The sequence below is a fragment of the Desulfoconvexum algidum genome (assembly GCF_055382125.1).
The window spans coordinates 5,801,904-5,827,013 of the sequence record NZ_AP042394.1 but is presented as its reverse complement, the minus strand read 5'-3'; the positions used below and the strand labels follow the sequence as shown (position 1 = coordinate 5,827,013).

Below are 25,110 nucleotides of genomic sequence, written 5' to 3'. Positions count from 1 at the left end.
GCCATACTCTTTTTAAGAATCTCTTTGTCAAAAAAATGTTTATATGGTTGAATTCGCATTCGGCGATGGTCGTTGCGTTTGCCTGTTTTTACTTGACCCCATCGGGGTGAGTGTGTTTTATTTGGGGTGAAATTTTTTGTTTTACGTGGGGCCATCTTCTTTTCGTACACTAGCTTTCGGGTAATAGGAGATAATGAAAAAACTTAATCTTGATACAATTGAACGCTCATTTTTCAAGGGGGGTAACCCCTGGAGAAAGCTGCTGGCCATATCCCTTGACCTGGTTGATGCCAAGCAGAGCGGGATCCTATACGGCACCAATGAAAGCAAAATAAAATTTTTACCCACCGGTATGTGGGACCGCGGCGTCATGGATAAATTGAATGGGCGAGGCGTAAGCGGTTTCCTTTTAAGGCTTTTTGGCACATACATCGTCGCAGCCAGAAACCTGAGCCCTGTCTTTTTCTATAAAACCATACCGGGCGGTGACCTCCAGGATAATGACGGCATCATTGCCTATGTATTGAGACATGGTGCCGATTATTACAAAAAAGGGATCAACATCATCATTTGCCCGGATACGAGCAGGTTTATTCATGAAACAGATGATAAAGACGGTTATAACTACATTCCCTTTTTTATCTATGACGGTATCCAAATGAGTATGCCTGAAAATGGAATTAAGGTGGATACCCGGATTGTAAAGCATTTCAAATCAAGCAATTCCATTTATATCATCCTGCCCGATTATGGTATTCTTGTTCTTAATACGGCCGATGTTGGGTTGATGGAAGTTTGTGACAACAAGTTTGTGAAAGAAGAAACGCTTCGGGAACGACTTGACCTGCTGATCAAACTGGTTGAGACATCTTCTCTTGCCTATCTTGGACAATTGAAGGGCAAAAAAGGGGCAGAACTCCTTTGGCGAAAAGAAGTCCATCTTCGCAAGACCTATTTGAATCTGGCCCAAAAAGAACGAGAATACAGAGACCTCTATGAAAACGCCCCCATTCCTTACCTTTCCATGGACCGGGATGGCAAAATTTACCGCTGTAACCAGGAAGCCTGTCTTTTGTCGGGATATGATAAACTCGAATTAATCGGCCTAAATGTTCTTGGTTTGTTTGCCAATAAAAAGCAGATCGATGAAAATTTCAATTCGATCCGGCAGACCCTTGAAAACGGTGGGGCGGTCAAGGACAGGGAACTTGAAATGGTTTGTAAAAATGGGGACAGGGTGTGGATCAGCCTGGCCATTGATGCCATAAAAAATAAAAAGGATGAAATTGTTGAAATTCGGGCCATGGGAATTGATATCTCCCAGAGGAAGACCCTTGAAAAACAATTATTCCATGCCCAGAAAATGGAAGCCATCGGAACCCTTGCCCGGGGAATTGCCCATGATTTTAACAACGTGCTGTCCCCCATCTCTGGGTATGCCCAGATGCTGTTGATGAATGATACAAAAAAAGAGGTGCAAAAAGAACAGGTCAGCATTATTCTAGATTGTGCCAGGCATGCCAAGGACCTGGTGAATCAGATCCTTACCTTCAGCCGTCAGAAAGAACATAAGCGGGTGCTGGTGAAAGCAGGGAATGCATTGACAGACGCCATGGACCTTGTCAAAAACTTTCTGCCTTCAAGCATAAAAATTCAGACAGTCATTGCTCAACACTGCGGGTATATAATGGCAGACCCTATTCAAATCAACCAAGTGATTATGAATCTTGTGACAAATGCCTGTCATGCCATGGAAAAAGACGGGGGGCTCCTGGAGGTCTCCTTGGAAAAGGTCAAAATTGCTCGTTCAACCCTGGGTACGGAGGAAATTAAGCCCGGGGAATATGTGCTTTTGTCCGTGAAAGACAACGGTTATGGGATCGAAGAGGAGGTCGTCACGAATATATTCGAGCCCTATTTTTCTACCAAAGAGGAAGGAAAGGGGTCGGGTATAGGACTTTCTGTTGTCCATGGCATTGTTGAAACCCATGGGGGCTATATCCAGGTTGAAAGCTGCAAAGGGGATGGGGCGAAGTTCTTAATATACTTTCCGGTCTGTCGGAGTCAAGGGGAGGCCTGGGAAGAGACCCGGCCGGATCTGGCAGTGGAGTTTGGTACGGAGCAGGTTCTTTTGGTGGATGACGATAAAAAGGTTGCGGTTATGCATACCCACATGCTTGAACGTCTGGGGTATGGGGTCACCTGCTTTACAGACAGCCCAACGGCTCTGGCAGTTTATGCTGAAAATCCGAAAAGATTTGATGTGGTCATCACCGACCTGACCATGCCGGATTTGAGCGGATTTGATCTGGCAAATAAAATGGTCGAAATGAATCCCACACTGCCCATAATTCTTTGCACCGGCCTGGGAGATTCAATTGAAAGGGGCCAGGATACCAGTGTCAAAGGTTTTTTAAGTAAGCCCGTTGAAATAAAGGCCCTTTCATCCACTCTCAGACGGCTTCTGGATAAGGATTGCCTTTGATTATAGTGTTTTAAAAACCTGTTTTTTAAGGCATCTGGGATATCATATCACACAGCAGGAGATTCATTTTTCCCGATGCTCGTTGGGCAGTTTCCACAACAGCTTTCAGGGTGGTCTGTTCCGGGGCATCGGGATTGTTGATATTGGTAATCAGGGAAAGTCCCAGGATTTTCATACCGGCCTGGACCCCGGCAATGGCTTCCATGATGGTTGAAAAACCAACTGCATCACCACAGATACCCTTTAAAAATCTGGTTTCTGCCGGTGTTTCCAGGCTGGGACCCAATAACCCGGCATAGACTCCCTCTCTTAAGATAATATCATTGTCTGCTGCGCATTTTCTGGCAAGAGCGCCAAGGCCCTTGTCATAGACCCGGGTCATGTCTGGAAACCGGATTCCCCAGGCAGGTTCTTCAGGGCCTATCAAGGGATTTTGCCCGGTCAGATTGATGTGGTCTTGGATGAGCATGATGTCTCCGGAAGAAAAATTCAAATTAATGCCGCCTGCGGCATTACTCAAAATCAGGTTTTTAATGTTCAGTTCCTGCATGAGCCTTACGGGATAGGTTACCTGTCGGGGCGTATAGCCTTCATACAGGTGGAAACGCCCTTGCATGACCAGTATTGACTTGTCGGCAATCCTACCATAGACCAGTTTTCCCCTATGACTTTCAACCGTGGTTTGGGGAAAATTGGGAAGATCGGCGTAGTCGATTTCCCAAATAACCTTCAGGGAAGACAGGGTCTGGGACAGACCGGTACCCGTTAAAAAACCAATATCCACTGAGCCCTTGATGCGAGGTTCTATAAAGGCAACGGTTTCCATTACCTGTTGGCGAAGGGGTTTCATCTGCGATCCTCTTGAAAGAGAGCTGCCCCCGGGACGAAGTGGTCGCCGGGGGCAGCCTTGTTTTTAATCAGGCCCTATGTTCAGGTCCTAAATTTCAGGTCCTATGCTTAAGGCCATTGGCCGTTTTATTTTTTGATCCATTTGGGGACCTGAAAGGTATAGTTTTTATAGGGCTTTGTCGGCGGATCCGTGAAAATGGCAATCATTTCTCCGTTTTGAACCTGGTAATGGGCAATGGGAACATCCCCGCCTGCTCTCATGACATGGTCCTCGTCCCACTTCCACCATCCGGTTTCACCCTTGTATCCGTTGGCCGCAATATAGTTGCTGACCTCTTCGTGTTTTTTCTCATCCCCGATGGCTGTCACGGCTGTGGCCCATGCTTTAACACCGCTGTAAGCCGCCCATGAACCTGCCTGGGGCAGGTGGTCCCAGATCCCTTGAAATTTATCCAGCCAGGCCTGGGCTTCGGGGGTCGGGGCCTTGGGGGTGGGCATGGCTGTGGGTACTTCGCCGATGAGGCCGTCGGCCTCTTTGCCCATGGTGTCCACAACTTCCCTGGGAACCAGGGAGTATCCATAGCTTAAAATGGAATTGGTGGGTTTGCGCATGAACTGCCGGAAAAAGGTGATGACCTCCTGGGCAGAAACGATTTCCACATGGATGATGGCTGGTTTGATCTTGCGGATTTTGGTGAGCAGAGGTCCCCACTGGTTGGTGCCGTAGGGAACCAGTTCGTGCATGGCTACTTTCCAGCCCTTTTCTTTAAAGTTTTTGGCCAGGGTATCTCCGACTTCTGTGCCCCAGGCATCGTCTGCCGTGATGATTACCACTTTTTTATTGGGATATTCATAGGGCAGGGCCATGAGAACATTGAACATGCTCTGGCCTTGGTTGATGCCGGTATCGGTGAGCTGAAAGATATTATTGTATAGTTTTTTATCCTGCCGAAAAACATCCACAGCTGTCTGGGACCCGTCATCGGCAAAAAAGGGGGCTGTGTATTTTCCGTAGGCACGAACATCCTGTCCCCAGCCGGCCCAGCCCGCATGGACCGAATCTACCTTGATCTTTCCGCACAGATAATCCGCCCCTTGCATCACGCGTTCCGGTGCAAATTCCTGGGCATCAAACCGGACCGATTCCACCTGTTTTCCAAGCAGCCCGCCGGCTTCATTTATTTCATCAACGGCCATTTTAATGCCTTTCCAATAATTATCCCCTGTATCGGTATAGGGTCCTGTCATGGAGAGGGGTACGCCGATTTTAATGGTATCGGCTGCCCATGCCTGACTTCCGATTAAAAGACTGAAAAATAGAATCGAGATTATTGCCAATGTTTTTTTCATCTTACCTCCTAAAATTTTTGTTTAACGGGTTATGTTTAACGGGTTAATGGGTGAATCTGTGTTTCTTTTTAGAAAAAATCTTTTCGACAAGTCCGACAATACCGTCGGGGAGAACCAGGACCAGTATCACCACCATGGCCCCCATAATAATGGGGCGATAGGCCCCGATGGGAGAGAGTATCTCATTTAAGGCAATGGTGATAAAGGCGCCGATAATGGCACCGGGGAATTTGCCCACCCCGCCGATGACCAGGACGACCATGAGGGTTACAAACAGGTCTATTCCCAGCATCCGGGTGGAGAGCATACTCACGTAATGGGCATAGAATCCGCCGATCATGCCGGTTAAAAATGAGGTCAGGGCAAAGACCATGAGTTTGTATTTAAAGGCACTGACCCCCAGGCAGGTGGCAAACTCCTCTGAATCTTTCAAGGCCAGAAATGCAGTTCCCCAATGGGATCTGATGACCAGAAAAATAATGGCCGAACAGATGATTGCCACCAGCAAAATCAGATAAAAATAGGGAACCGGGTTTGAACTGGAAAAGGTGTACCCAAAGATGTTCATGGGGGCGATGGTCAAAATTCCTCGGGAGCCCCCTGTGCCCAGAGCCTTGCCGATGTCTCCTTTTAGAACAGGTTCCAGGATCATGTGCACGGCAAAGGTGACAAGGGCAATATAGGCTCCCTTGAGCTTGAGGCAGGGAAGTCCCACCAGTATCCCGAAAATGGCGGCAATGCCGCCTGCAATGAAAACGGCAAAAATAGGGGGGATGCCAAACCGGGCCGAAACAATGGCCGAAGAATAGGCACCGATGACAAAAAAGGCCACTTGACCAAAGGAAAAGATACCGGCAAACCCCATGATCAGATCCCAGCAGGAGGCCACCACCGACCAGATCAGGCACATGATCAGAATGTGCATGATAAAATGGGTCGAACCGAAAAACAACGGCAGAATGGCGACAATTGCCCAGATACAGGTTAACAAAATTGCGATGCGTTTGTGTTCCATTGATTTATCCCCATTTCCCCATAAGTCCCTGGGGTCTTACCGCCAGGGTTGTCAACAATACTGCAAATAAAGCGATGAGCGTCCAAGTCATTCCAAAATACCATCCCACAAAGGCTTCCAACAATCCCACGATAAAGGCAGCATACAGACTTCCCTTGATGCTGCCCATGCCGCCGAAGGCGGTTATCACCCACGCCTTGACCAGGATATCCCACCCGCCTGTCGGGGTGATAAAATATTTTTGTGCCAGCAAAATACCGCCCATGCCCACCATGACCGTGGAGATGGCAAAGGTGGCGGCAAAGACAAATTCTTTGGGAATCCCCACAATCTGGGCGCCGGCCGGATTCTGGGCCACGGCCCGGACCGACATGCCGGTCCGGGTGTTGTTGAGAAACCAGCGAAATAAAAGGATACCGCCGATGGAAAGGATAAAGATGGCCACATCCTGGTAGGGAAGGATAAATTCCCCGGCCTCAAAGGTGCCTTCCAGAAGGGAGGGCAATGACTTCATCCGGGAGCCGAAGACCACTTGAAAGGAATTGTCCAGGAACAGGGCCAGCCCCAGGGTGATCATCATGACCTTTATTTCCCAGTCATCCCGTTTCCTTAAAGGCGCCACCAGCAGTTTCTCAATGAAAAAACCAAAGAGCAGCAGCAGTGGGATGGCCAGGCAGAAGACCAGCAGATAGTGGTTGATCAGGGTCGTACTAAACAGCAGAAAGGCGATATAACCGCCCATGCTGTAAAAGGATCCATAGGCAAAATTAAAGGCCTTGGATACCCCGTAAATCAGGGTGAGTCCCACTGCCATGAGGGCGTATACCGAGCCGTTTATCAATCCGCTGATGAGGACGTCTATTATTTCAATGAGCATTTGTATTCTCCTCTTACATGCCTAGAAAAATTTCTTTTAAATGATCATTGGAAAGGGCGTCTTCCCTGCTGCCCTCAAAGGAGACTTGGCCTTCTTCGAGTACATAGATCGTGTCGGCAAGCTTAATAATCTGGGGAATGTTCTGCTCCACCACCAGGATTGTCATGCCATCAGAGTTGATCTGACGGATGATGTTGGCCACCTCATCCCGAAGATTGGGCTGGAGCCCAAGGGAGGGCTCGTCTATGGCCAGAAAGGAAGCATTGGACATAAGGCCCCGGGCAATGGCCAGCATCCTTGCTTCCCCCCCGCTCAGGGTGGAGGCAAGCTGGGGGCGGCGGTCCTTGAGTCTGGGGAACAGGGAAAAAACCTTTTCCAGGTTTTCTTTCTCAAAGGGTCTGGCAGACCGGGAATAAGCTCCCAGCTTCAGGTTTTCAAGCACGGTCATCTCCCCGAAGAGTTCCCGGTTTTCTGCAATATAGGTAATCCCCTGGTTGACCAGTTTTTCAGCTTTCAGGCCGGCGATATCCTTTCCGTTATATAAAATACTGCCCGTGACCCTGTCCCCCAGGCCGCAGATCGATTTTAAAAGGGTGGATTTTCCGTGGCCATTGGGGCCGAGCATGACCACCACCTTGCCTTTTCCCACCTTAAGGCAGACATCCTTTAATACATGGAAGTCACTGTAATAAGCGTTCAGCCCTTCTATTTTAATCAAGGTTGTCCCCCAGGTAGCTTTCAATCACCCGGGAATCGCAGGTTACCTCAGCCGGGTCCCCGCAGCAGATCTGGGAGCCGGTTTCGATGATCAGTAATTGCTCCGTCAACTCCGTGAGGACCTTCATGAAATGCTCAATGATGATAATGGTGACATTCAGTTCCCGGTTGATTCGCTGGATCAGGTCCATCAGCTTTAAAATCTCTTTGGCGTTGGACCCTGCCATGGGTTCGTCCAGCATCAGGATTTCGGGTTTAGTGGCAAGGGCGGCACCGATCATGAGCATTTTTTTGTCCAGAAGATTGAGCTGGCCTGCCATGGCATCCTGTTTGTCCGCAAGATCGGTGAATTCTAAGATATGATCCACATAGTCTTGTTCAAACCCGTCCTTGGAACCAAAATGGTTCCCCACGCCCACGCTTTTGGCAACACTCAGGCTGGGAAAGGTCTGGGGAATCTGGAAGGTTCTGGCAATGCCCATATTTGCAATTTTGTGGGGGGCAAGATTGCTGATTTCCCGTTTATTGAACAAGATAGAGCCTTCAAAAGAGTAAAGGCCTGTTATCAGATTGTAGAGGGTGGATTTTCCGGCGCCGTTGGGACCGGCGATTCCAAACACCTGTCCCTTGGCAACCTCAAAGCTCAGATCGTCTACTGCGGTGAGCTCTCCAAATTTTTTTGTGACATTTGTGACATTAAGCATAGGGGAAGGTTCCTTCCTTCAAATTGAAGTTGAACACAAGGCGTGTGCAACATAATATGTAATAGGTAATAGGTGACATGTAATCTGAAACATAGCACAAAAAAAATTCAAAAACAAGGGTTTGCATAACGCCTAATATGTGATATTTATATGCCATAAACTCGAAATTGTTTCCAGGAGACGACCATCAAATCCTTTATCCATATACATTTTGATAAATGCACCGGGTGCGGCATCTGCCAGCTGGCCTGCTCCTTTGACCTGTTCAAGGGGTACAACCCAAGACTTGCCCGTCTGGTCATAGAGAATAAGACAGAGAACCTTTATCATCTGCCCAGGGTCTGCAACCAGTGTGAGAATGCCTATTGCATGACGGTCTGCCCGGTCGAGGCGATCCACAGAAATGACGAGGGGATCGTGTGCATAGATCAAGATCGTTGCATCGGCTGCGGTACCTGTGTCCGTTACTGCCCCATTGGGATGATCTTTTTGAATCCTGAAACCCGGAAAGCCTATAAATGCGAGTTGTGCCAGGGAGATCCTCTCTGTGTTGCCGCCTGTCCCACAGGAGCTCTTGAACTGGTCCGAAAGGAACTGCCCCGGGGGGAAAGTTTCCCGGCAAAAGAAATCTGTAAGGAGGATGTCTGATGACAGGTGCTTACACAAACCGGTTTCTGGTGATTGATTTGTCCTGTGAATCCGTTGATATTATTCCAGTCCCCGAGGATCTGAAACAGGCCTATATCGGCGGCAAGGGATTTGGCGCAAAGCTTCTTTCGGAAAATGTCCCCCCCGGCACAGACCCCCTGGGGCCTGACAATCATCTTATGTTCATGACAGGACCCCTCACCGGAACCCTGGCCCCGGCCATGCGCGGATGCGTGGTCACAAAATCTCCTTTGACTGGTATTTTCCTAGATTCCTATTTCGGGGGCAGTTTTTCTCCGGAAATCAAGTATGCCGGTTATGATGGCATCGTGATCAAAGGGGTGGCCAAAAAACCGTCCTATATCTGGATCGATGATGACCGGGTGGAAATCCGGGATGCACGAGGTATCTGGGGGACGGATACCCTTGCGTCCAACCGGATGATCAAAGCGCAGCTGGGGGATGAGAGTATCAAAATTGCCGGTATCGGCCAGGCAGGGGAAAATCTTGTGGATTTTGCCCTGATCTGCTGTGAATTTAACCGCCAGGCAGGACGGGGGGGGGCAGGGGCCGTCATGGGGTCCAAAAACTTGAAAGCCGTTGCCATCAGGGGGACACGCTCTGTAAGTGTCCATGACCCAGAAAGGTTTAAGCAGGCCTGTGAAACAGCCTTCCAGGAATTGGCCCAAAGCCCGGATGTAGCCGCTTTTCGCGAGGTCGGCACGGCTGGCTCTGTTGAGTTTGCCAATGAAACCGGTCTTTTGCCCCATAAAAATTATCAGAACGGCACTTTTTCAAAGGCGTCCGAGTTGGGGGACAAGGGCCAGTCCAAACATCTGTGGCTGGGAAGCAATGCCTGCATGGGGTGCCCCATCCACTGCAGCAAGATAGGGGCTGTCCGGACCGGCCGATATAAAGGGATCGTTACGGATATTGTGGAGTATGAATCCGCGGGTCTCATGGGATCCAACCTGGATATTTCCGACGTCCGGGCCGTGGCCCACCTGGTAAAACTATGTGATTGCTACGGCATGGACTCCATGTCCACGGGGGGGGTGATCGGATTTGCCATGGAGGCCTGTGAACGAGGAATGATCGACTCTCCCGACGGCATTGAGATAAAATTTGGCAGTGTGGAAGCAGCCGAGTATCTGATCCATGCCATTGCCCAAAGACGCGAGGGCTTGGGAACCCTCCTGTCCCGGGGGGTACAGTCGGCCGCTCAAAAGATCGGAAAAAAAGCCGAAGCCATTGCGGTTCACACCAAGGGGCTTGAAACTCCTGCCTGGGGACCCCGGGGGGTATCGGGCATGGGGCTTGCCTATATGACAACGGACCGGGGCGGCTGCCACCAGCGCGGCTTTCCCGCCGGCTACGAACTTGAAGGCGAGTGGGAGGGTAAGAAAATAGATCCCCTGTCACCAGAGGGCAAGGCTTCCATGGTGATTGACCTGCAAAATTATTCCGCCGGTACCGACACCCTGGTAAAATGTGATTTCGGCAGCTACGGGATTTCGGCTTCCACTTACGCAGCCCTTTTCTTTGCAGCCACGGGCAGGCAGGTTACCCGGAAAACCTTCATGGAAACAGGGGAGAGGATCTGGAATCTTACTCGGTTGTTCAATATAGCAGAAGGGATGGATGCCTCACAGGACACGCTTCCCCGGCGGTTTGTGGAAGAGCCCCTGCCGGACGGGCCGGCAAAAGGTCACAGGATTACAAAAAAAGATATGACATATATGAAACAGGAATATTATAAAATAAGGGGATGGGATACCCATGGTGTTCCCCTTGATAAAACCCTGAAACAATTGAGGATAGAATATGGCAAATCCAGTTGAACATCAGGATCTCACGAAAAAAGATGCCATTCAAAAAAAAGAGGCCACTAACAAGAAAGAGGCCAAACGGATTGCCACAAGAAAAAAGATACTGGAAACCGCCACCCATTTATTTGCAAGAACAGGGTATCACAAAACAACCATCCAGGACATTGCCTATCACATCGGCATGACCACGGGGGCCGTCTTTCACCACTATAGTTCCAAGGCGGATATTCTCGCGGACGTAATGGCACAGCTCAACCAGAGTTTTGATCAGTATATCGAGTACCTGGAAAAGGCGAGTACCGATTATAAAACAATGATCAACGGCATGGTGGAAATATTTCTGGACAGGGTTCAAAATCGACCAGATACCATCATTGCCCTGGCCTCCCTGACCGTGGAGTTCAGCGGTATGAGGGGACCTAAAATTGTAAAAAGCCAGGCCGCTTATGACAAATTTGTGGAAGCCTTTGAAAAGGCCCTGGACCGGATATCAACCAAGAAAACAAATAGGGCGGCAGCCATCTGCTTTATCGCAGGGCTCCAGAGTGTGGCCCTCAACGCCCTGGTCCGGGATGAAGAAATGGATATTGAGGATCTGGTAGAAGGATTTATCAGCCTGATTGCTGAAAACAGATAATTGCTGTCACTCCTTTTCCATCACGTATGAATAACAAGAATCACTAATTCAAAACCCTGGCCATGACCGTAAATATCAGGCCGGTGCAGCTCGTATTGAAAAGGAGAACATGAACATGAAAATGAAACAAACCTATGACTATGTCATTATCGGGGGCGGATCCGCCGGGTGTGTGCTTGCCAACCGGCTCAGCCAGGACCCTTCAACCCAGGTGCTGGTTCTGGAAGCCGGTCGGCCCGATTATATCTGGGACGTTTTTATCCACATGCCCGCAGGATTAACCTATCCTTTGGGTAATAAATTTTATGACTGGTGTTATGAAAGCGAACCCGAACCCCATATGCAGAACAGGAAAGTTTTTCACGGCCGGGGCAAGGTTCTGGGGGGGTCTTCTTCCATCAACGGCATGATCTACATCCGGGGCAATGCCATGGATTATGAAAAATGGGCAACGGCTCCGGGCATGGAAAACTGGGATTACGCCCACAACCTTCCCTATTTTATGCGGGCGGAGAACAGACTCAAAGGGCCCAATGACTACCATGACACAAAAGGGCCTTTGACCCTGGAAGAAGGCCCCTGCAAGAATCCCTTGTTTAATGCCTTTCTGACTGCTGCCAAAGCCGCCGGCTACCCCCTTACCGATGATGTCAACGGATATCGCCAGGAAGGATTCGGACCCTTTGAACGGAACATCAGCCGGGGCCGCCGGCTTAGTGCTGCAAGGGCCTATGTTCACCCTGTTTTGAAAAAACGGCCAAACCTGACCGTAATCTGCCGGGCCTTTACCAACAAGATTTTGTTTGAGGGCAAACGAGCCGTTGGCGTTGAATTTGTCAAAGGGAAAAAAGGACGTGCCCAGACGGTTTCGGCAGGAGAAGTCATCTGCTGCGCCGGGGCCATAAACTCCCCCCAGACCCTGATGGTTTCAGGTGTGGGCCCTGCACAAGAACTCAAAGACCTTGGGATTCCCGTGGTCCAGGACCTGCCAGGGGTAGGCGAAAACATGCAGGATCATCTGGAGGTCTATGTCCAGTACAAAAGCAAAAAACCCGTCTCCATGAACCCTTCCCTGAAATGGTGGAAAAAGCCATTTATCGGATACCAGTGGCTCTTCCACAGATCAGGGGCGGCCGCCACAAACCATTTTGAGGCTGGCGGGTTTATCAGAGGCAACGATGAGGTTGAATACCCCAATATCCAGTTTCATTTTCTGCCCCTGGCCATCCGGTACGACGGAAGCCAGCCCAGTACCGACCATGGCTACCAGGTCCATGTGGGCCCCATGTACTCCAATACCAGGGGGTCTGTGAAACTCAAATCTGCCGACCCCAGGCAATACCCGGCCCTGCGTTTTAATTACCTGTCCACAGACCAGGACCGAAAGGAATGGGTGGAAACCATCCGCTGTGCCCGAAAAATCATGAACCAGCCCTGCTTTGATGAATTCAACGACGGAGAAATCTCGCCTGGCAACCATATCCAGACAGACAAAGATATTCTGGACTGGGTGGCAAAGGATGCGGAAACCGCATTGCACCCCTCTTGCACCTGTAAAATGGGAACAGACGATATGGCAGTGGTGGATCCTAATTCCATGAAAGTTCACGGGATTGAGAATCTGCGGGTGGTGGATGCCTCGGTCATGCCCATTGTGACCAACGGTAATATATATGCACCCACCATGATGGTGGCGGAAAAAGCGGCGGACCTAATTTTGGGCAACACCCTGGAACCGCCGTCAACGGCAAAGTTCTACCGGCATCAACGAGTCTGATATTGTAAACAAGGGCATGGTATTTAATGCAGGGGAAAAAATATTACTATTCTGTGGGGACTGCAACGACAGATCCTGTCCGCGTTGCCCAGATTAAAATCAAGCGGTCTGTGTTTACCTGTTCCCTGGCCTTTGCCGCCTCAATTGAGGCGGCAAAGGCTTTTATTACAAAGGTTTCAAAGGAGAATAAAACCGCCACCCATAATTGTTGGGCCTATATTGTGGGGGAAACCGGAGAAATTTTTCATAGTTCAGATGCCGGGGAGCCCGGGGGCACGGCCGGCAAACCCATGCTCAACACCTTGCACAGCCATGGGATGTCCCAAATCACAGCGGTGGTGACCCGGCAATACGGCGGGGTGAAGCTTGGGATCCGGGGATTGATCCAGGCCTATTCCGAAGCTGTGACCGCAGCCATTGAACTGGAACCGCTGGTCAAGCTGGTCAAGACGGCCTCAATTTGTGTGACCCTCGCCTATGGTCTCAATGACCCCTTTTTAAATCAGCTCAATCGGTTCCAGGCAGTTATAGTGCACACGGATTATACAGAGGTGGTTGTCCATGAAATTGAAGTGGAGGATGACCAGATGACGGCATTTAAGGCGTTTCTCGCAGAATATCAGCATCAGGGGGCACTTGCTTACACGGTTCTTCCAACCGGTTAGCATCTGGTGGAAAACTTTAATCCCCGGAAAAATCGGTTGACAAGCCTTAAAATTTAAGTATACTTAAAATTTAATTAAGTATACTTAAATTGGTGGATTATGAAAACAAAACTGGGAGCCCTGTTACGGGCCATACGAAACTCGAAACGTTTGACCATCAAGGAAGTTGTCGGCAAAGCGGGGGTCAGTTCCAGTTTACTCTCCCAGATTGAAAGAAACAGAATATCTCCTTCCCTGGACACGCTGCTTCAATTATTGGAAGTATACGGGGTCTCGCCCGCTAAATTTTTCAAGGATTATGAAATCCACTCACGGGTTGAAATTATCAAGCGAGATGAAAGAAAAATTTACCAGCGAAAGGGCTTTAAATATGAGAAACTTTGCGGTGAAAGCCAGGAAAAGGGGAACCATTCCTTCAGCGCTTTTTTTCTGGAGCTGGCCCCGGGTCAAAAACGGGGGGACGCAGTTGACGGGCATTTGGGCAGGGAACTGGGAATTGTTGTATCAGGGAGTGCTCAATTGATTTACGGGGAAGAAACCTACGATATCACTGCCGGGGATTCCATCTCCTTTTTTTCCCAGATTCCCCATGTGATCGAAAATGTGTCAGACCTTCTTTTTCAGGCCTATTGGGTTGTTACCCCAGCAGACGGCGAAGATTATTTTGATGGAAAAATAACATAATAGCGGAGTAAATGATGGGAAAAACAATTGCGGAAAAAATTTTTGAAACCCACCTTGTGGATGAACCCTTCGGTGATGTCTGTGTATTAAAATTGGACAGGGTTTTCTGCCATGAAATTACAACCCCCACGGCCATCCAGGACCTTGTGAGCCGGGGCAAAGACCGGGTGTTTGACCCGGACAAGATCAAGGCGGTAATTGACCATGTCACCCCTGCCAAGGATTCTAAAACTGCCCTGCAGGGGAAGATTCTCCGGCAATGGGCTAGTCGCCATGGCATCAAGGATTTTTTTGACATCGGCAACAACGGGGTCTGTCATGCGATATTTCCGGAAAAAGGCTTTGTCCGCCCCGGGTTTACCATTATTATGGGGGATTCACATACCTGTACCCATGGTGCTTTTGGTGCCTTTGCCGCAGGGGTTGGCACCACGGATCTTGAAGTGGGGATTTTAAAAGGGGTTGCCACCTTTAAACGACCGGAAACTTTCAGGATTGAAATTGTGGGGTCCCTCAAGCAAGGGGTCTATGCCAAGGATATCATCCTGGAGGTGATCCGTCAGATTTCCGTGGACGGTGCCACCAACATGGTGATTGAATTTGCCGGAAGTGTGGTCGATGCCATGACCATGGACCAGCGAATGACTATTTCCAACATGGCAGTGGAGGCAGGTGCCACCAGCGGGATCTGTCTGCCTGATGAAACCACGGTTGAGTATTTGTGGCCCTTTATTAAAGACGAGTACGAGGACAGGGAAGCAGCCCTTGCCGCTTTTACCCAATTTTCATCCGATAAGGATGCCGTGTATGCACGGCGAAAAACCATTGATGTGAGTGAGCTTGAACCTCTGACCACCTTTGGTTTTAAACCCGATAACGTACGCCCGGTTTCCCAGATGGGCGATACCCCTGTGGATCAGGTTTATATCGGGTCCTGCACCAATGGACGCATTGAAGATTTGCGGGTGGCAGCCCAGGTGCTCAAGGGGAAAAAAGTCAAAGACAGTGTTCGGGCCATTGTTTCCCCGGCAACCCCCAAGATATTTTCCATGGCACTTGAGGAGGGGTTGATCAAAATATTTATGGAGGCGGGGTTTTGTGTGACCAATCCCACCTGCGGCGCCTGCCTGGGCATGAGTAACGGTGTTTTGGCCCAGGGAGAGGTGGCAGCTGCCACCACCAACAGAAATTTCAATGGCCGCATGGGCAAAGGGGGAATGGTTCATTTGATGAGTCCAGCCACCGCCGCTGCCACCGCTATCCAGGGAAAAATCGCAAATTCCAGTCTTTTTGTCAATTAGGAGAGCCCCATGAAAGAATTTAAAGGAAAAATATTGTGCCTGGACCGGTCTGACATTAATACCGATGAAATTATACCGGCCAAATATCTGACGGAGATCGAAAAAAAAGCCATGCAGCCCCATCTGCTGGAAGACCTTGTGCTTGACGGCTTTAATGTAAAACGAGACCTGAAAGATGTTGCCATCATCGTCACCCGGGAAAATTTCGGGTGTGGTTCTTCCCGGGAGCATGCCCCCTGGGCCCTTGAGGTCAACGGAATTTATGTGGTGATTGCCCAGAGTTTTGCCCGGATTTTTAGGCAGAATATGTTCAACTGCGGTATGCTGGCCATTACACTCAAAAAACAAGAGATTGATATCCTTTTTGATTGCTGCAAGGCCGGTGATACATTCCTTTCGGTGGATGTTGAAACCTCCCTGATCCAGGTGACCGCACCAGACAAGAATCTGACCCTTGGCTTTGCTATTTCTGAATTTGATAAAACCCTTGTTCAGACAGGCGGCTGGCTTGAATATGCAGACAAAAACTATTAAATAAACCCCGAAAGGAAGAGCCGTGTCATCTGGGATGACACGGCTCTTATTTATTAATGACGGCGATACGGATTCCCCATGATCAATTAAGCAAAGAAGCTCTCCAGGGGGTGATAGAGGAATTTATAACCCGGGAAAGCACAGACTACGGTGCAGTTGAAGTATCCCTGGAAACAAAGGTGCGTCAGGTCCATCAGAACCTAAACTCGGGCAATGCCATCCTGGTGTTTGATAGCAAAACTCAGACCTGCAATATTTTTCACAGGGATGACCCTTTGTTAAAGGAGTTGGCGCCCTGAAGGATTGGTACCCTAAAGGATTGGTACCCTAAAGGATTGGTACCCTAAAGGATTGGTGCCCTAAAGGATTGACGCCCCAGGGATCAGGCCCTGGACATGAATTTTTTTGTTTCGGTATTGACCTTGATCATTTCTCCGGGCTCCAGGTATTCCGGGATCTGAATTTCAACACCATTTGAAAGGGTTGCAGGCTTGGTTCTTGCTGTTGCGCTGGCCCCTTTGAGACCGGGCGCTGTTTCAGATATTTCAAAAACAAGGGCAATGGGTATTTCAATGGCCACCATGTTTTCATCAATGATAAGTCCTACCAGGCCTTCCATTTCGTCTGTAATCCAGACGAGTTCATCCTGGATGGCATCCTCTTCTATCATATACTGGGAATACTCCTGGGTGTCCATGAACACATGGAGGGCACCGTCGGGGTATAAATATTGTACAGTCCTTTTGGTCAGGGCGACGTCATTGAGCATATCATTGCCCTTGAAGGTCTCTTCATATTTTTGTTTGGTCCTGATGTTGTTGAACCTTACCTTGTAAAGGGTCACAGCCCCCCTTGCAGAGGGTGATCTTACATCAATATCTTTCACAATATAGGCGTTATCATTTATCTCCACAACATTGCCTTTTTTTAAATCACAGGCCTTGGGCATTTTATACTCCTAACTATTTATCTATTATAAAAAAGGTATCCATACCATTGAAAAGAGAAATTTAAAAGCACAAGGACAAAATAATGAAGGGAAATAAATAGTTATGGCTGTTGTTCCGGCAATTGTCGGTCACCGGTTTTTAAAAATCAGAACTATTTGGAACTGCTGAGACACAGATCGCCAGGACCTGTTCCGGCCAGGTCACCTTGCACGCTCTGGACTTGGATCTGTTTTACAACTTCTAAATTCGCCTCACTAAACAGACAAACTCCGGGCAAGTGTGTCCTCAAACAGTTGTAAGGATAGCTTCTCTACGAGCGCTGTTTTACGTTCCGCTTCATTAAGAATTTGTAAAAACAGATCCAAAATCCGCAGCTTTGCAAGGCTACCTGACTTCCACTGGATATCAAAGATTATTTGAGCCATAAATTATTTTATAAAGTACCGGTTTATTTTCCTATCAGCGGGATTGACGATTGTGGCATACCAGATCTTGTGGTTTTGAAATTTTAAAGAAAGCGATCAATCACAGAGTCCACAGGATTTCCCCATGCCTGAAAAGCTTGATTTATAGCCAGAATGGCTCAGCCTTAAATTTGATTTTTTATAATGGTGGAATTTTGAATAATTCGGTTTGATGCAGTCTCAGGTTCATATAGTTTAACCCCCAAACCCCGCGGTTTATCCGTCAGCATTTTCTTTGTTTGAAAATTCTTCCATTTTTTTAACAGTGGGTGCAAGAATTTGCTTGGTCCAACCCTCTTTTCTTTTTTAAATCATGGCCGGGGCCAGGAACAATAATTTTTGGTTTTCCAACGATTATGGACCCAGAAGTATTGATCGGGATATTCCCGAATGACCGACTCCAGAATATTGGTGATGTTCTGGGTATTGACCTCAATATCTCCAATGGGATCCTGGGTATACTGAAGCGGTAGCTCTGGCAAAAATTCAATTAAATATTTGCGGTTGGACCGAATGGTGTACAGTGGAATCACAGTGGTCTGGGCCTTCATGGCCAGCTTGATCACCCCTTTACTGGTGCAGGCAGGCCGACCGAAAAAATTCACAAAAACACCTCTGGACCAGTCCACACTCTGGTCCAGCATGGTCCCTAGCACCCCGCCTGATGCAAGGCTGTCTATTACTTTTGGGGCGGCATTGCGCATGGGGATCAAGGTCACATTAAACCGCTCCCTCAACGGGGTTAAAAATCGCTCCAACGGTTCAAAGTCCAGGGGCCGATAGATGGCATATCCCTTCATCCCTGTACCGTAAAGGCCTGGCATCAGCATCTCAAAATTGCCCATATGCCCTGAGATCACAAGCACGCCCCGACCTTTGGCATGGGCCTTTCGAATATGCTCAAGTCCTTTGATCTCAACATGGGATAATAGCTGGTCCCGGGACAGGCAGGCTGACCAGGTCATCTCAAAAAGCATACTGGCAAGGTTTTTAAACACCTGTTTGGCCAGGATTTCGATCTGGTCAGGGGGTATCTCTTTGCCAAATGCATGGGTAAGATTATTAAGGGTGACCCGCCGGTGTCGCTTGTCAAACCGGAACCAGAGCAGGCCCAGAAGACGGGACAAAAACTCAGCAAACCCAATGGGAATTTTACCTATAATACGGACAAGGAGCCTAATGCATCTATAAATCAGATCATCATTCATGGTATCAATTGCCTTCTGATAAAAGAGTTAAACCTTGATTCGGCACTGAAATCTCAATGTCGATCACAACAACATCCATCCTGTTCCAATCGGACCTGGATCTGTGTCTGCCTATCATCGGTCTGGTATATTTCAATCTGTTCCTAATCGTTCAATGCGTATCAATCCCAACAAGGACTTCTACAATTTTTTTCTGTGGAACATACAAAAATAACAAATCGAGTAACATACAGATTGCTATCAAAGAGACGTGGGAATTACAACAAAGTTTCTTGAAACATTTTAATTTCTAACAGCATAACACTCAAATTAGCGGGATAAACAGAAAACCGTATAATTCCATAGTCTCATGGGAAAGCTTATTACCAAAGAGTCAAAAACTCATTACGGTATATTGGAGTTGTCTGATAGGCCGTTCCGATTTGAATCGGTATTTTAAACATTGCGACTGCGGAGTTTGTCCAGAGGTCGGTGAGGGGTCTGGCTGTTCATTATATAGATCAAATCTTTATGTCCGTTGAAGCGGGTCATGGTGCTTAGTTTTAAGGAATCACAATCCTCGGTAAGTCATATAAACTTGCCCAAAAGTCATCATAAAGCTGGTAAGGCGAACCGACTGAAGGGGATTATTGGGATATGGTTTGATCGCATATTTAAATATTTATCCTGGCGAGGTTTTCTGGGTACATGGTTACTGAAGAATTGTTGGACCGCTTGGCATCGCCTTGACACAGATAAGGGCCTAATCTACTATATAGAGGGATCAGCTGTTTTTTTCTATACCATGGTAACAAGAGGATGTTTTTATGACCCGACCCATTCAACAGGTAATTAGATTCCTTTATCCGGCCAGTCTACAGGGACAGATGTTTATTTTGGTATTTCTGGTTGTGTTTGGGGCGCTGTTTGTCAGCGGTGCTATTTTTACCACTTTTATCGGCAATCTTTCAAAGGCAGAAATTGGAAGACGCGCCCTGGATATAGGTCACACGGTTGCCATGATGCCGCTCGTGCATACAGTTCTTAAGAAAGGAAACGACCCCCAAGGAGAGCTTGCACAGCTGGCGGGCCAGGTTCGCAAAAGAACAGGTGCCCAATTTGTGGTCATTGCTGACCGTGGGAGCCGTCGGTTCTCCCATCCCGATCCTGAAAAAATAGGTAAACGGTTTGTGGGAGGGGATGAAACAGCCGCCCTTGATCAGGGTAAGGCCTATGTATCCGAAGCCGTTGGCACACTGGGGCCGTCACTTCGCAGTATTGTGCCGGTATTTAACGAACGAGATAAGGTCATTGGGTTTGTTTCTGTGGGGTATCTGCAGACAAAAGTGTTGGAAACCGTTAAGGATCATCAGCGGGAGCCGGCAACCCTTATTTTTATGCTCTTTGTGGTGGTGTTGCTGGGGGCTACCGGAATCGCCCGGTATGTAAAAAAACAGACCCTGGGGCTGGAACCCCGGGAGATTTCAGCCCTTTACCTGGAGCGCCAGGCTATTTTGGAATCCATCCGGGACGGGATCATTGCCGTGGGCGAACAACAGGATATCCGCCTGATCAACCCGGCGGCATTGGAATTTTGCGGGTTTGAATCAGATAAAAATATTATCGGGAAATCTGTCAATGAGGTGTTTGGTACCAGTGATTTTAAAGGGCTCTTACACCCCCATCCCCAAGAGTCATTTTGTGAGGTAATTGTGGACGGCCAGGCGCTTTTGTTGACCAGTGTTCCCATTAAAGACCACGGACGGGTACAGGGAATGGTGGCCAGCTTTCGTCGCCTGGAGGATTTTCACAGGCTCCAGGCAAAATTGCGCCAGACCCAGCAGTTTTCCGAGATGCTCAGGGTTCAGGCCCACGAATATTCAAACAAACTGCACACCCTGGCCGGTCTGCTTCAGATGGCCGCCTACCAGGAAGCCCTCGAACTTGTGAGCCGGGAGTCTTCCGGTTTGCAGAGCCTGATTCAGTTTTTGAACCGGGCAGTGCCCCATCCGGGCCTTGCGGCCATTATCATGGGTAAATACAATAGGGCCTTGGAAATGAAAGTGGATTTTTTGCTCAATCCGGACAGCACCATGGTCCAAATCCCCGAGGCCTATGACCAGGACAAGCTGGTAAGTATTCTGGGCAATTTGCTGGACAATGCACTGGAGGCTGCCCTGGATGGTTGTCGGCCTGCCTGCATTCAGTTGTTCATGACCGATATGGGCCATGATTTGATTTTTGAGGTGGAGGATTCCGGCCCCGGTGTTTCCATTGAGCTCCAGGAAAAAATTTTTTCCAAGGGATATTCCAGCAAAAAATTCAAGGGTCTTAAGGGGGATTTTCATGGGGTGGGGCTTTATCTGGTCGACAGATTATTGACAGATTTAAACGGTCAATTAACGGTTTCAACCGGTGATCTTGGAGGTGCTCTGTTTACCCTGAGCCTCCCCAAACACCCGGATAAAAAAGGATAATATGGACAAAAAAGGATACTATGAACGCCATACGCGTATTAATTATTGAGGATGATACAAGAATTGCAGAGATGCACCGGTTTTTTGTCGAAAAAGTTAGGGGCTTTACGGTGGCGGGTATTGCCCAGAACCTGGGGCAGGCCCGTGAACTGGTGAAACTGCTGGCACCCGACCTGCTGCTGCTGGATCTTTATATGCCCGATGGAAACGGCATGGATATTTTGCATCAATTGCGGGGGGAGGGCCAGGCCGTTGACGTCATTCTCATCACGGCGGCCAGGCATGTGGTGGATGTACAGCAGGCCATGCGGGCCGGTGCCTTTGATTATCTGGTTAAACCGGTTATTTTTTCCCGGTTTGAACAGGCTCTGGACCGTTTTCGCCAGTACCATGGGCAGCTGCAGCAGACAGATACGCTGGAACAAAGGGATATTGATGCGTTAACCCATCCCCTCCAGGTGTCGTCGTCTGCCCAGGCAGACAGTGTCCCCAAGGGAATTGATGTCCTGACCCTGGGCAAGGTGCAAAAGGCCTTTCAAAAAAATAATCCCAATGGCCTCTCTGCGGAAGAGGCGGGGGAACGAATCGGGGCCAGCCGTTCAACCGCCAGGCGTTATCTGGAGTACATGATTACCACGGGTGAATTGCGGGCAGATTTGATTTATGGCAGTGTCGGCCGGCCCGAGCGCCGGTATTTCCCCCAGGCACCCCATGAAAGATAGAACCCGTCTTTGTCAGCGATTTTTTTGACAAAGACGGGTTGGAAGTTTAGGTTGAAGGATTTAGATAAACACCTGGGCCAGGGGGTATCCCACGCAGCAGGCAACGATGACGCCAATTAAACCCGGCACCATAAAACTGTGGTTAAAATAGTATTTACCTATTTTAGTCGTTTCGGTGACGTCAAAGTTAACCGTGGCAATATCCGAAGGGTAGTTGGGAATAAAGAAATATCCGTAACAAGAGGGCATGATGCCAATTACCAGGGCCGGTGAGAGGCCCATGCCCAGCGCCACTGGCAGCATCATCCGGCAGGTGGCAGCCTGGCTGTTCACCACAACAGATACAAGAAACATGGCCAGAGCAAATGTCCAGGGGTAGTTTTGTACCATTTCAATGATTCCGGCTTTAAAACTGGGCAGGGCAAACTTAAAGTAGGTATCACTCATCCAGGCAATGCCGAAGATGGCAATGGCCGCTACCATACCGGATTTAAACACAACGCCCTCGGGCACCTTGGCTGTCTTTGTTTTCGTGACAAGAAGGATCAGTCCACCAAAGGCCAGCATCATCATCTGGATGATCACAGACATCTTGATGGCCTTTTCACTGCCGCTGATGGTTCTGATTTCAGGGAACATGGCGATGATGACAATGGTGATAAGGGCCAGGACAAACAAGATAACAGACTGGCGGGCTGCCTTGGGCAGTGTTTCATTGAGGGTTGTGGCGGTGGTTTCTTCCACCTTTTTACGAAATAGGGGATCTTCCATGCGTTTCTGGTATTCAGGGTCATCTGCAAGTTCTGCCCCCCTTCTCATGGAGTAAAGGGACATGGCAAGAACGCCTGCAAGGGTGGCCGGGATGGTTACGCTGAGGATGGAGAACAGGGTCAGATCGGGCGCAATATCTGATAATTGTGACAGATAATAGACCACTGCCGCAGAAATGGGGCTGGCGGTAATTCCCATCTGGGAAGCAACAGAAGCTGCTGCCATGGGCCGTTCCGGCCGAATATTATTTTTCAGGGCAACATCACCGATAATGGGCATGACCGAGTAAACGGCGTGGCCGGTCCCCAGCATGAATGTCATGATATAGGTGACCAAAGGGCCGAGCAGGGTGACCATTTTGGGGTTGGACCGGAGTACCCGTTCTGCTATCTGGAGCATGTATTTCAACCCGCCTGCCGCTTCCAGGATGGAGGCGCAGGTCACCACAGCCATGATGATCAGCATCACCGTAATGGGGGGGGAGGTAGGGGGCATCTGGAAAACAAAGACTTCAACCACAAGGCCGATACCGGAAACAACGCCAAGGCCAATGCCGCCATACCGGCTGCCCATATAAAGGATCAACAATAGAAACAAAAATTGGACATACAACATATTTAAATTCCTTTTTTCGGATTAAATTTTCTGCAATCTGTGTGTGTTTGCAGCATATGAAACACAGGATAAAGGATCCTTTAAATATCGTAAAGTTTCTGAAATTAAAGAGTATTTTGTTTTTTATGCGTATTTTGTTCATTTTGGTCACAAGGAAATGTGGTTTTTCAATTTTTGTAGAATGTCATACCCGGCAACGGCTGATTTCTTCTTGACTTTAAAGCTGTTTTTGTGAGAAACGATGTGAACATTGTTTTGTTAGCGCTTTTTATGTTTCTAATAACGAAGGGAGGTTTTTCATGGGAAAAGCGGTCGATTCAAAATTAATTGCAAGGTATAAAAAAGAACAGGTACTGGCCCTTGCCAGCCGGTCGTTGACCTCTGTGGTTGCCCATTTTGCATTGTTTGTCTTTGTCGCAGTGATCACTCCCATGAAAACAGATCATCCCCTGGTTATGACAGTTTTTGGAGCGCTTATCTTTGTGATTTCCGGCATTAGAATCCTAATGGCAAAAAAGGTTGTAAAGGGGTTTGACCTGGCCCCCCAGGCCTGGATCAAAACGATTTTAGGGTTTAATCTATTGTCCGGTATTTTATGGGGAATACTGGGGCTGATGATGGCAATTTATTACCCGTTAGAATGGCCTTTGTTTTTTACCCTTGTGATCATCTGCGGATTGGCGGCCGGTGCCACCAGTTCGTTAGGGCCTCATTTTTCTCTTTCCATGAATTTTACATTGCTCATGATGGTGCCTGTCTGTCTCTGGGGGTTCTTCAATGGCTCCTCCCTGGGGATCGGGGTGGGCGTTTTGTGTGCCTTCTCCATGTTTATGTTCATTCGCATGGCCAAGGACAATTACCTCTGGTATTGGGAAAGCATGGTCAACACAGAAAAAATCCAGTCCGCCACTACAACCATGGAAGGTGTTTTTAAAGGGGTGCACGATAATGCCGACCTCCTGAATCAGACTTCCATAAATTTATCTGAATTCTCGGGTGATATGGCCCTAGATGCTCAAAAGATGACGGCCAAATTATCCAGCGTGGCTGGGATTGCAGAAAAGGTGAATGCCAATTCGTCTTCCATGGTTTCTTTTATGGCAAAGACCACGAATAATTTTACCAATATTGCAGCTGCCACAGAAGAAATGACCGCCACCATCACCGATATTGCCCAAAGCACGGAGAAAACCAGTGAGATAACCACCCGGGCCGTTGATCAAAGTGAATCTGCTGTTGCCCAGATGGCCCTTTTGGGGAAATCTGCCACTGCCATCAATAAAATAACTGATGCCATCGGCGATATTTCTGAGCAGATCAATCTATTGGCATTGAATGCCACCATAGAGGCGGCAAGGGCGGGGGAGGCAGGGAAAGGATTTGCTGTTGTGGCCACGGAAATCAAGGTGTTGGCGGTTCAGACGTCTGAATCCGCCAGTGAGATCAACCGCCAGGTAAAGGAGATCCAGGAAGCCACCCATCGCTCCACAAGAGAAATGGATGCCATTACCGGAGTTGTTCAGGAAGCAAATACCCGGGTTGCGGGAATTGCAAGGGCTGTGGAAGAACAGTCCGCCGCCACCAATGAGGTGGCCAAAAATATTAACGAAGCCTCTGATGGGTTTTTGTCGGTAAATCAGATGATGGAAGAAAATGATGAAGGCCTTAAACAGGTGTCCCATGATATTTCCCAATTGGAAGAGACAGCAAAAGGGGTTGAATCCGGAGCAGCCCGGGTGGATCAGAATGCCGGCACCCTTTTAACCCTGGCCCGGGAAATGGTCAAAATGGTGGACAGCCCGGCTTAAAAAAAACGTGTTTGGCTGTCAGCTGGACCCTCTGTGTTGGGTCA

General features: G+C 48.6%; 22 protein-coding genes. 13 read left to right on the top strand and 9 right to left on the bottom strand.

All coding sequences use genetic code 11. The features are described 5' to 3' along the window. Positions 1 to 193 precede the first annotated feature (193 nt). Positions 194 to 2,485, top strand: a complete 2,292-nt coding sequence (locus tag ACZ45G_RS26270; RefSeq protein WP_464173545.1) for a hybrid sensor histidine kinase/response regulator — start codon at positions 194 to 196, stop codon at positions 2,483 to 2,485. Between the two features lie 25 nt (positions 2,486 to 2,510). On the opposite strand, the gene ACZ45G_RS26265 is transcribed toward ACZ45G_RS26270, so the two are convergent. From ACZ45G_RS26265 to ACZ45G_RS26240, 6 genes are all read right to left on the bottom strand, one after another. Next, entirely contained in the window at positions 2,511 to 3,335 is an 825-nt protein-coding gene (locus tag ACZ45G_RS26265; RefSeq protein WP_464173544.1) for a purine-nucleoside phosphorylase, read from the bottom strand. A gap of 125 nt (positions 3,336 to 3,460) precedes the next feature. Then, positions 3,461 to 4,684 carry an ABC transporter substrate-binding protein gene (locus ACZ45G_RS26260; RefSeq protein ID WP_464173543.1) on the bottom strand — a complete coding sequence of 408 codons (1,224 nt, stop codon included), beginning with the start codon at positions 4,682 to 4,684 and terminating at the stop codon, positions 3,461 to 3,463. Positions 4,685 to 4,727: 43 nt separating this feature from the next. Then, on the bottom strand, positions 4,728 to 5,699 hold the full coding sequence (locus ACZ45G_RS26255) for a branched-chain amino acid ABC transporter permease (protein ID WP_464173542.1): 972 nt from the start codon (positions 5,697 to 5,699) through the stop codon (positions 4,728 to 4,730). A 4-nt stretch (positions 5,700 to 5,703) separates the two neighbouring features. Further along, on the bottom strand, positions 5,704 to 6,576 hold the full coding sequence (locus ACZ45G_RS26250; protein WP_464173541.1) for a branched-chain amino acid ABC transporter permease: 873 nt from the start codon (positions 6,574 to 6,576) through the stop codon (positions 5,704 to 5,706). 13 nt (positions 6,577 to 6,589) lie between these two features. Beyond that, positions 6,590 to 7,294 (bottom strand): ABC transporter ATP-binding protein, encoded by a 705-nt coding sequence (locus ACZ45G_RS26245; protein ID WP_464173540.1) that lies wholly within the window; start codon positions 7,292 to 7,294, stop codon positions 6,590 to 6,592. Further along, on the bottom strand, positions 7,287 to 7,997 hold the full coding sequence (locus tag ACZ45G_RS26240; RefSeq protein ID WP_464173539.1) for an ABC transporter ATP-binding protein: 711 nt from the start codon (positions 7,995 to 7,997) through the stop codon (positions 7,287 to 7,289). The genes ACZ45G_RS26245 and ACZ45G_RS26240 overlap by 8 nt, the downstream gene beginning before the upstream one ends. A 186-nt stretch (positions 7,998 to 8,183) precedes the next feature. Between ACZ45G_RS26240 and ACZ45G_RS26235 the strand changes: the two genes are divergently transcribed. The 9 genes from ACZ45G_RS26235 to ACZ45G_RS26195 all read left to right on the top strand — a co-directional run bounded on the left by ACZ45G_RS26235 (position 8,184) and on the right by ACZ45G_RS26195 (position 16,371). Beyond that, positions 8,184 to 8,645: a 4Fe-4S dicluster domain-containing protein gene (locus tag ACZ45G_RS26235; protein ID WP_464180023.1), complete on the top strand. Its 462-nt coding sequence runs from the start codon at positions 8,184 to 8,186 to the stop codon at positions 8,643 to 8,645. Beyond that, entirely contained in the window at positions 8,645 to 10,486 is a 1,842-nt protein-coding gene (locus tag ACZ45G_RS26230; RefSeq protein WP_464173538.1) for an aldehyde ferredoxin oxidoreductase family protein, read from the top strand. Before ACZ45G_RS26235 ends, ACZ45G_RS26230 begins: the two co-directional genes overlap by 1 nt. After that, a complete protein-coding gene (locus ACZ45G_RS26225) occupies positions 10,470 to 11,111 on the top strand; it encodes a TetR/AcrR family transcriptional regulator (protein ID WP_464173537.1) in 642 nt (213 codons plus the stop codon). The genes ACZ45G_RS26230 and ACZ45G_RS26225 overlap by 17 nt, the downstream gene beginning before the upstream one ends. A gap of 115 nt (positions 11,112 to 11,226) precedes the next feature. Next, on the top strand, positions 11,227 to 12,888 hold the full coding sequence (gene betA, locus ACZ45G_RS26220) for a choline dehydrogenase (RefSeq protein ID WP_464173536.1): 1,662 nt from the start codon (positions 11,227 to 11,229) through the stop codon (positions 12,886 to 12,888). A 26-nt stretch (positions 12,889 to 12,914) separates the two neighbouring features. Continuing rightward, a complete protein-coding gene (locus tag ACZ45G_RS26215) occupies positions 12,915 to 13,553 on the top strand; it encodes an IMPACT family protein (protein ID WP_464173535.1) in 639 nt (212 codons plus the stop codon). Positions 13,554 to 13,652: 99 nt separating this feature from the next. Next, the gene (locus ACZ45G_RS26210) at positions 13,653 to 14,237 is read left to right on the top strand and encodes a helix-turn-helix domain-containing protein (protein ID WP_464173534.1); all 585 of its coding nucleotides are present in this window, start codon (positions 13,653 to 13,655) and stop codon (positions 14,235 to 14,237) included. Positions 14,238 to 14,251: 14 nt separating this feature from the next. After that, positions 14,252 to 15,538: a 3-isopropylmalate dehydratase large subunit gene (locus ACZ45G_RS26205; protein WP_464180021.1), complete on the top strand. Its 1,287-nt coding sequence runs from the start codon at positions 14,252 to 14,254 to the stop codon at positions 15,536 to 15,538. Positions 15,539 to 15,547: 9 nt separating this feature from the next. Next, entirely contained in the window at positions 15,548 to 16,072 is a 525-nt protein-coding gene (locus tag ACZ45G_RS26200; protein WP_464173533.1) for a 3-isopropylmalate dehydratase small subunit, read from the top strand. A 56-nt stretch (positions 16,073 to 16,128) separates the two neighbouring features. Continuing rightward, positions 16,129 to 16,371, top strand: coding sequence for a YheU family protein (locus tag ACZ45G_RS26195; RefSeq protein WP_464173532.1), 243 nt, complete (start codon positions 16,129 to 16,131; stop codon positions 16,369 to 16,371). Between the two features lie 83 nt (positions 16,372 to 16,454). Here the strand turns inward: ACZ45G_RS26195 and efpL are convergent, their stop codons facing one another. Then, positions 16,455 to 17,021 (bottom strand): elongation factor P-like protein EfpL, encoded by a 567-nt coding sequence (efpL, locus tag ACZ45G_RS26190; protein WP_464173531.1) that lies wholly within the window; start codon positions 17,019 to 17,021, stop codon positions 16,455 to 16,457. Between the two features lie 776 nt (positions 17,022 to 17,797). After that, positions 17,798 to 18,694, bottom strand: a complete 897-nt coding sequence (locus ACZ45G_RS26185) for a lysophospholipid acyltransferase family protein (protein WP_464173530.1) — start codon at positions 18,692 to 18,694, stop codon at positions 17,798 to 17,800. An 806-nt stretch (positions 18,695 to 19,500) separates the two neighbouring features. On the opposite strand from ACZ45G_RS26185, the gene ACZ45G_RS26180 reads away from it, so the two are divergent. Together ACZ45G_RS26180 and ACZ45G_RS26175 are read left to right on the top strand one after the other, a co-directional pair. Next, entirely contained in the window at positions 19,501 to 21,150 is a 1,650-nt protein-coding gene (locus tag ACZ45G_RS26180; RefSeq protein WP_464173529.1) for an ATP-binding protein, read from the top strand. A gap of 20 nt (positions 21,151 to 21,170) precedes the next feature. Next, the gene (locus ACZ45G_RS26175) at positions 21,171 to 21,872 is read left to right on the top strand and encodes a response regulator (RefSeq protein WP_464173528.1); all 702 of its coding nucleotides are present in this window, start codon (positions 21,171 to 21,173) and stop codon (positions 21,870 to 21,872) included. 60 nt (positions 21,873 to 21,932) lie between these two features. On the opposite strand, the gene ACZ45G_RS26170 is transcribed toward ACZ45G_RS26175, so the two are convergent. Next, positions 21,933 to 23,258 carry an anaerobic C4-dicarboxylate transporter gene (locus ACZ45G_RS26170; RefSeq protein WP_464173527.1) on the bottom strand — a complete coding sequence of 442 codons (1,326 nt, stop codon included), beginning with the start codon at positions 23,256 to 23,258 and terminating at the stop codon, positions 21,933 to 21,935. A 299-nt stretch (positions 23,259 to 23,557) separates the two neighbouring features. On the opposite strand from ACZ45G_RS26170, the gene ACZ45G_RS26165 reads away from it, so the two are divergent. Then, positions 23,558 to 25,066 (top strand): methyl-accepting chemotaxis protein, encoded by a 1,509-nt coding sequence (locus ACZ45G_RS26165; protein ID WP_464173526.1) that lies wholly within the window; start codon positions 23,558 to 23,560, stop codon positions 25,064 to 25,066. Positions 25,067 to 25,110 lie beyond the last annotated feature (44 nt).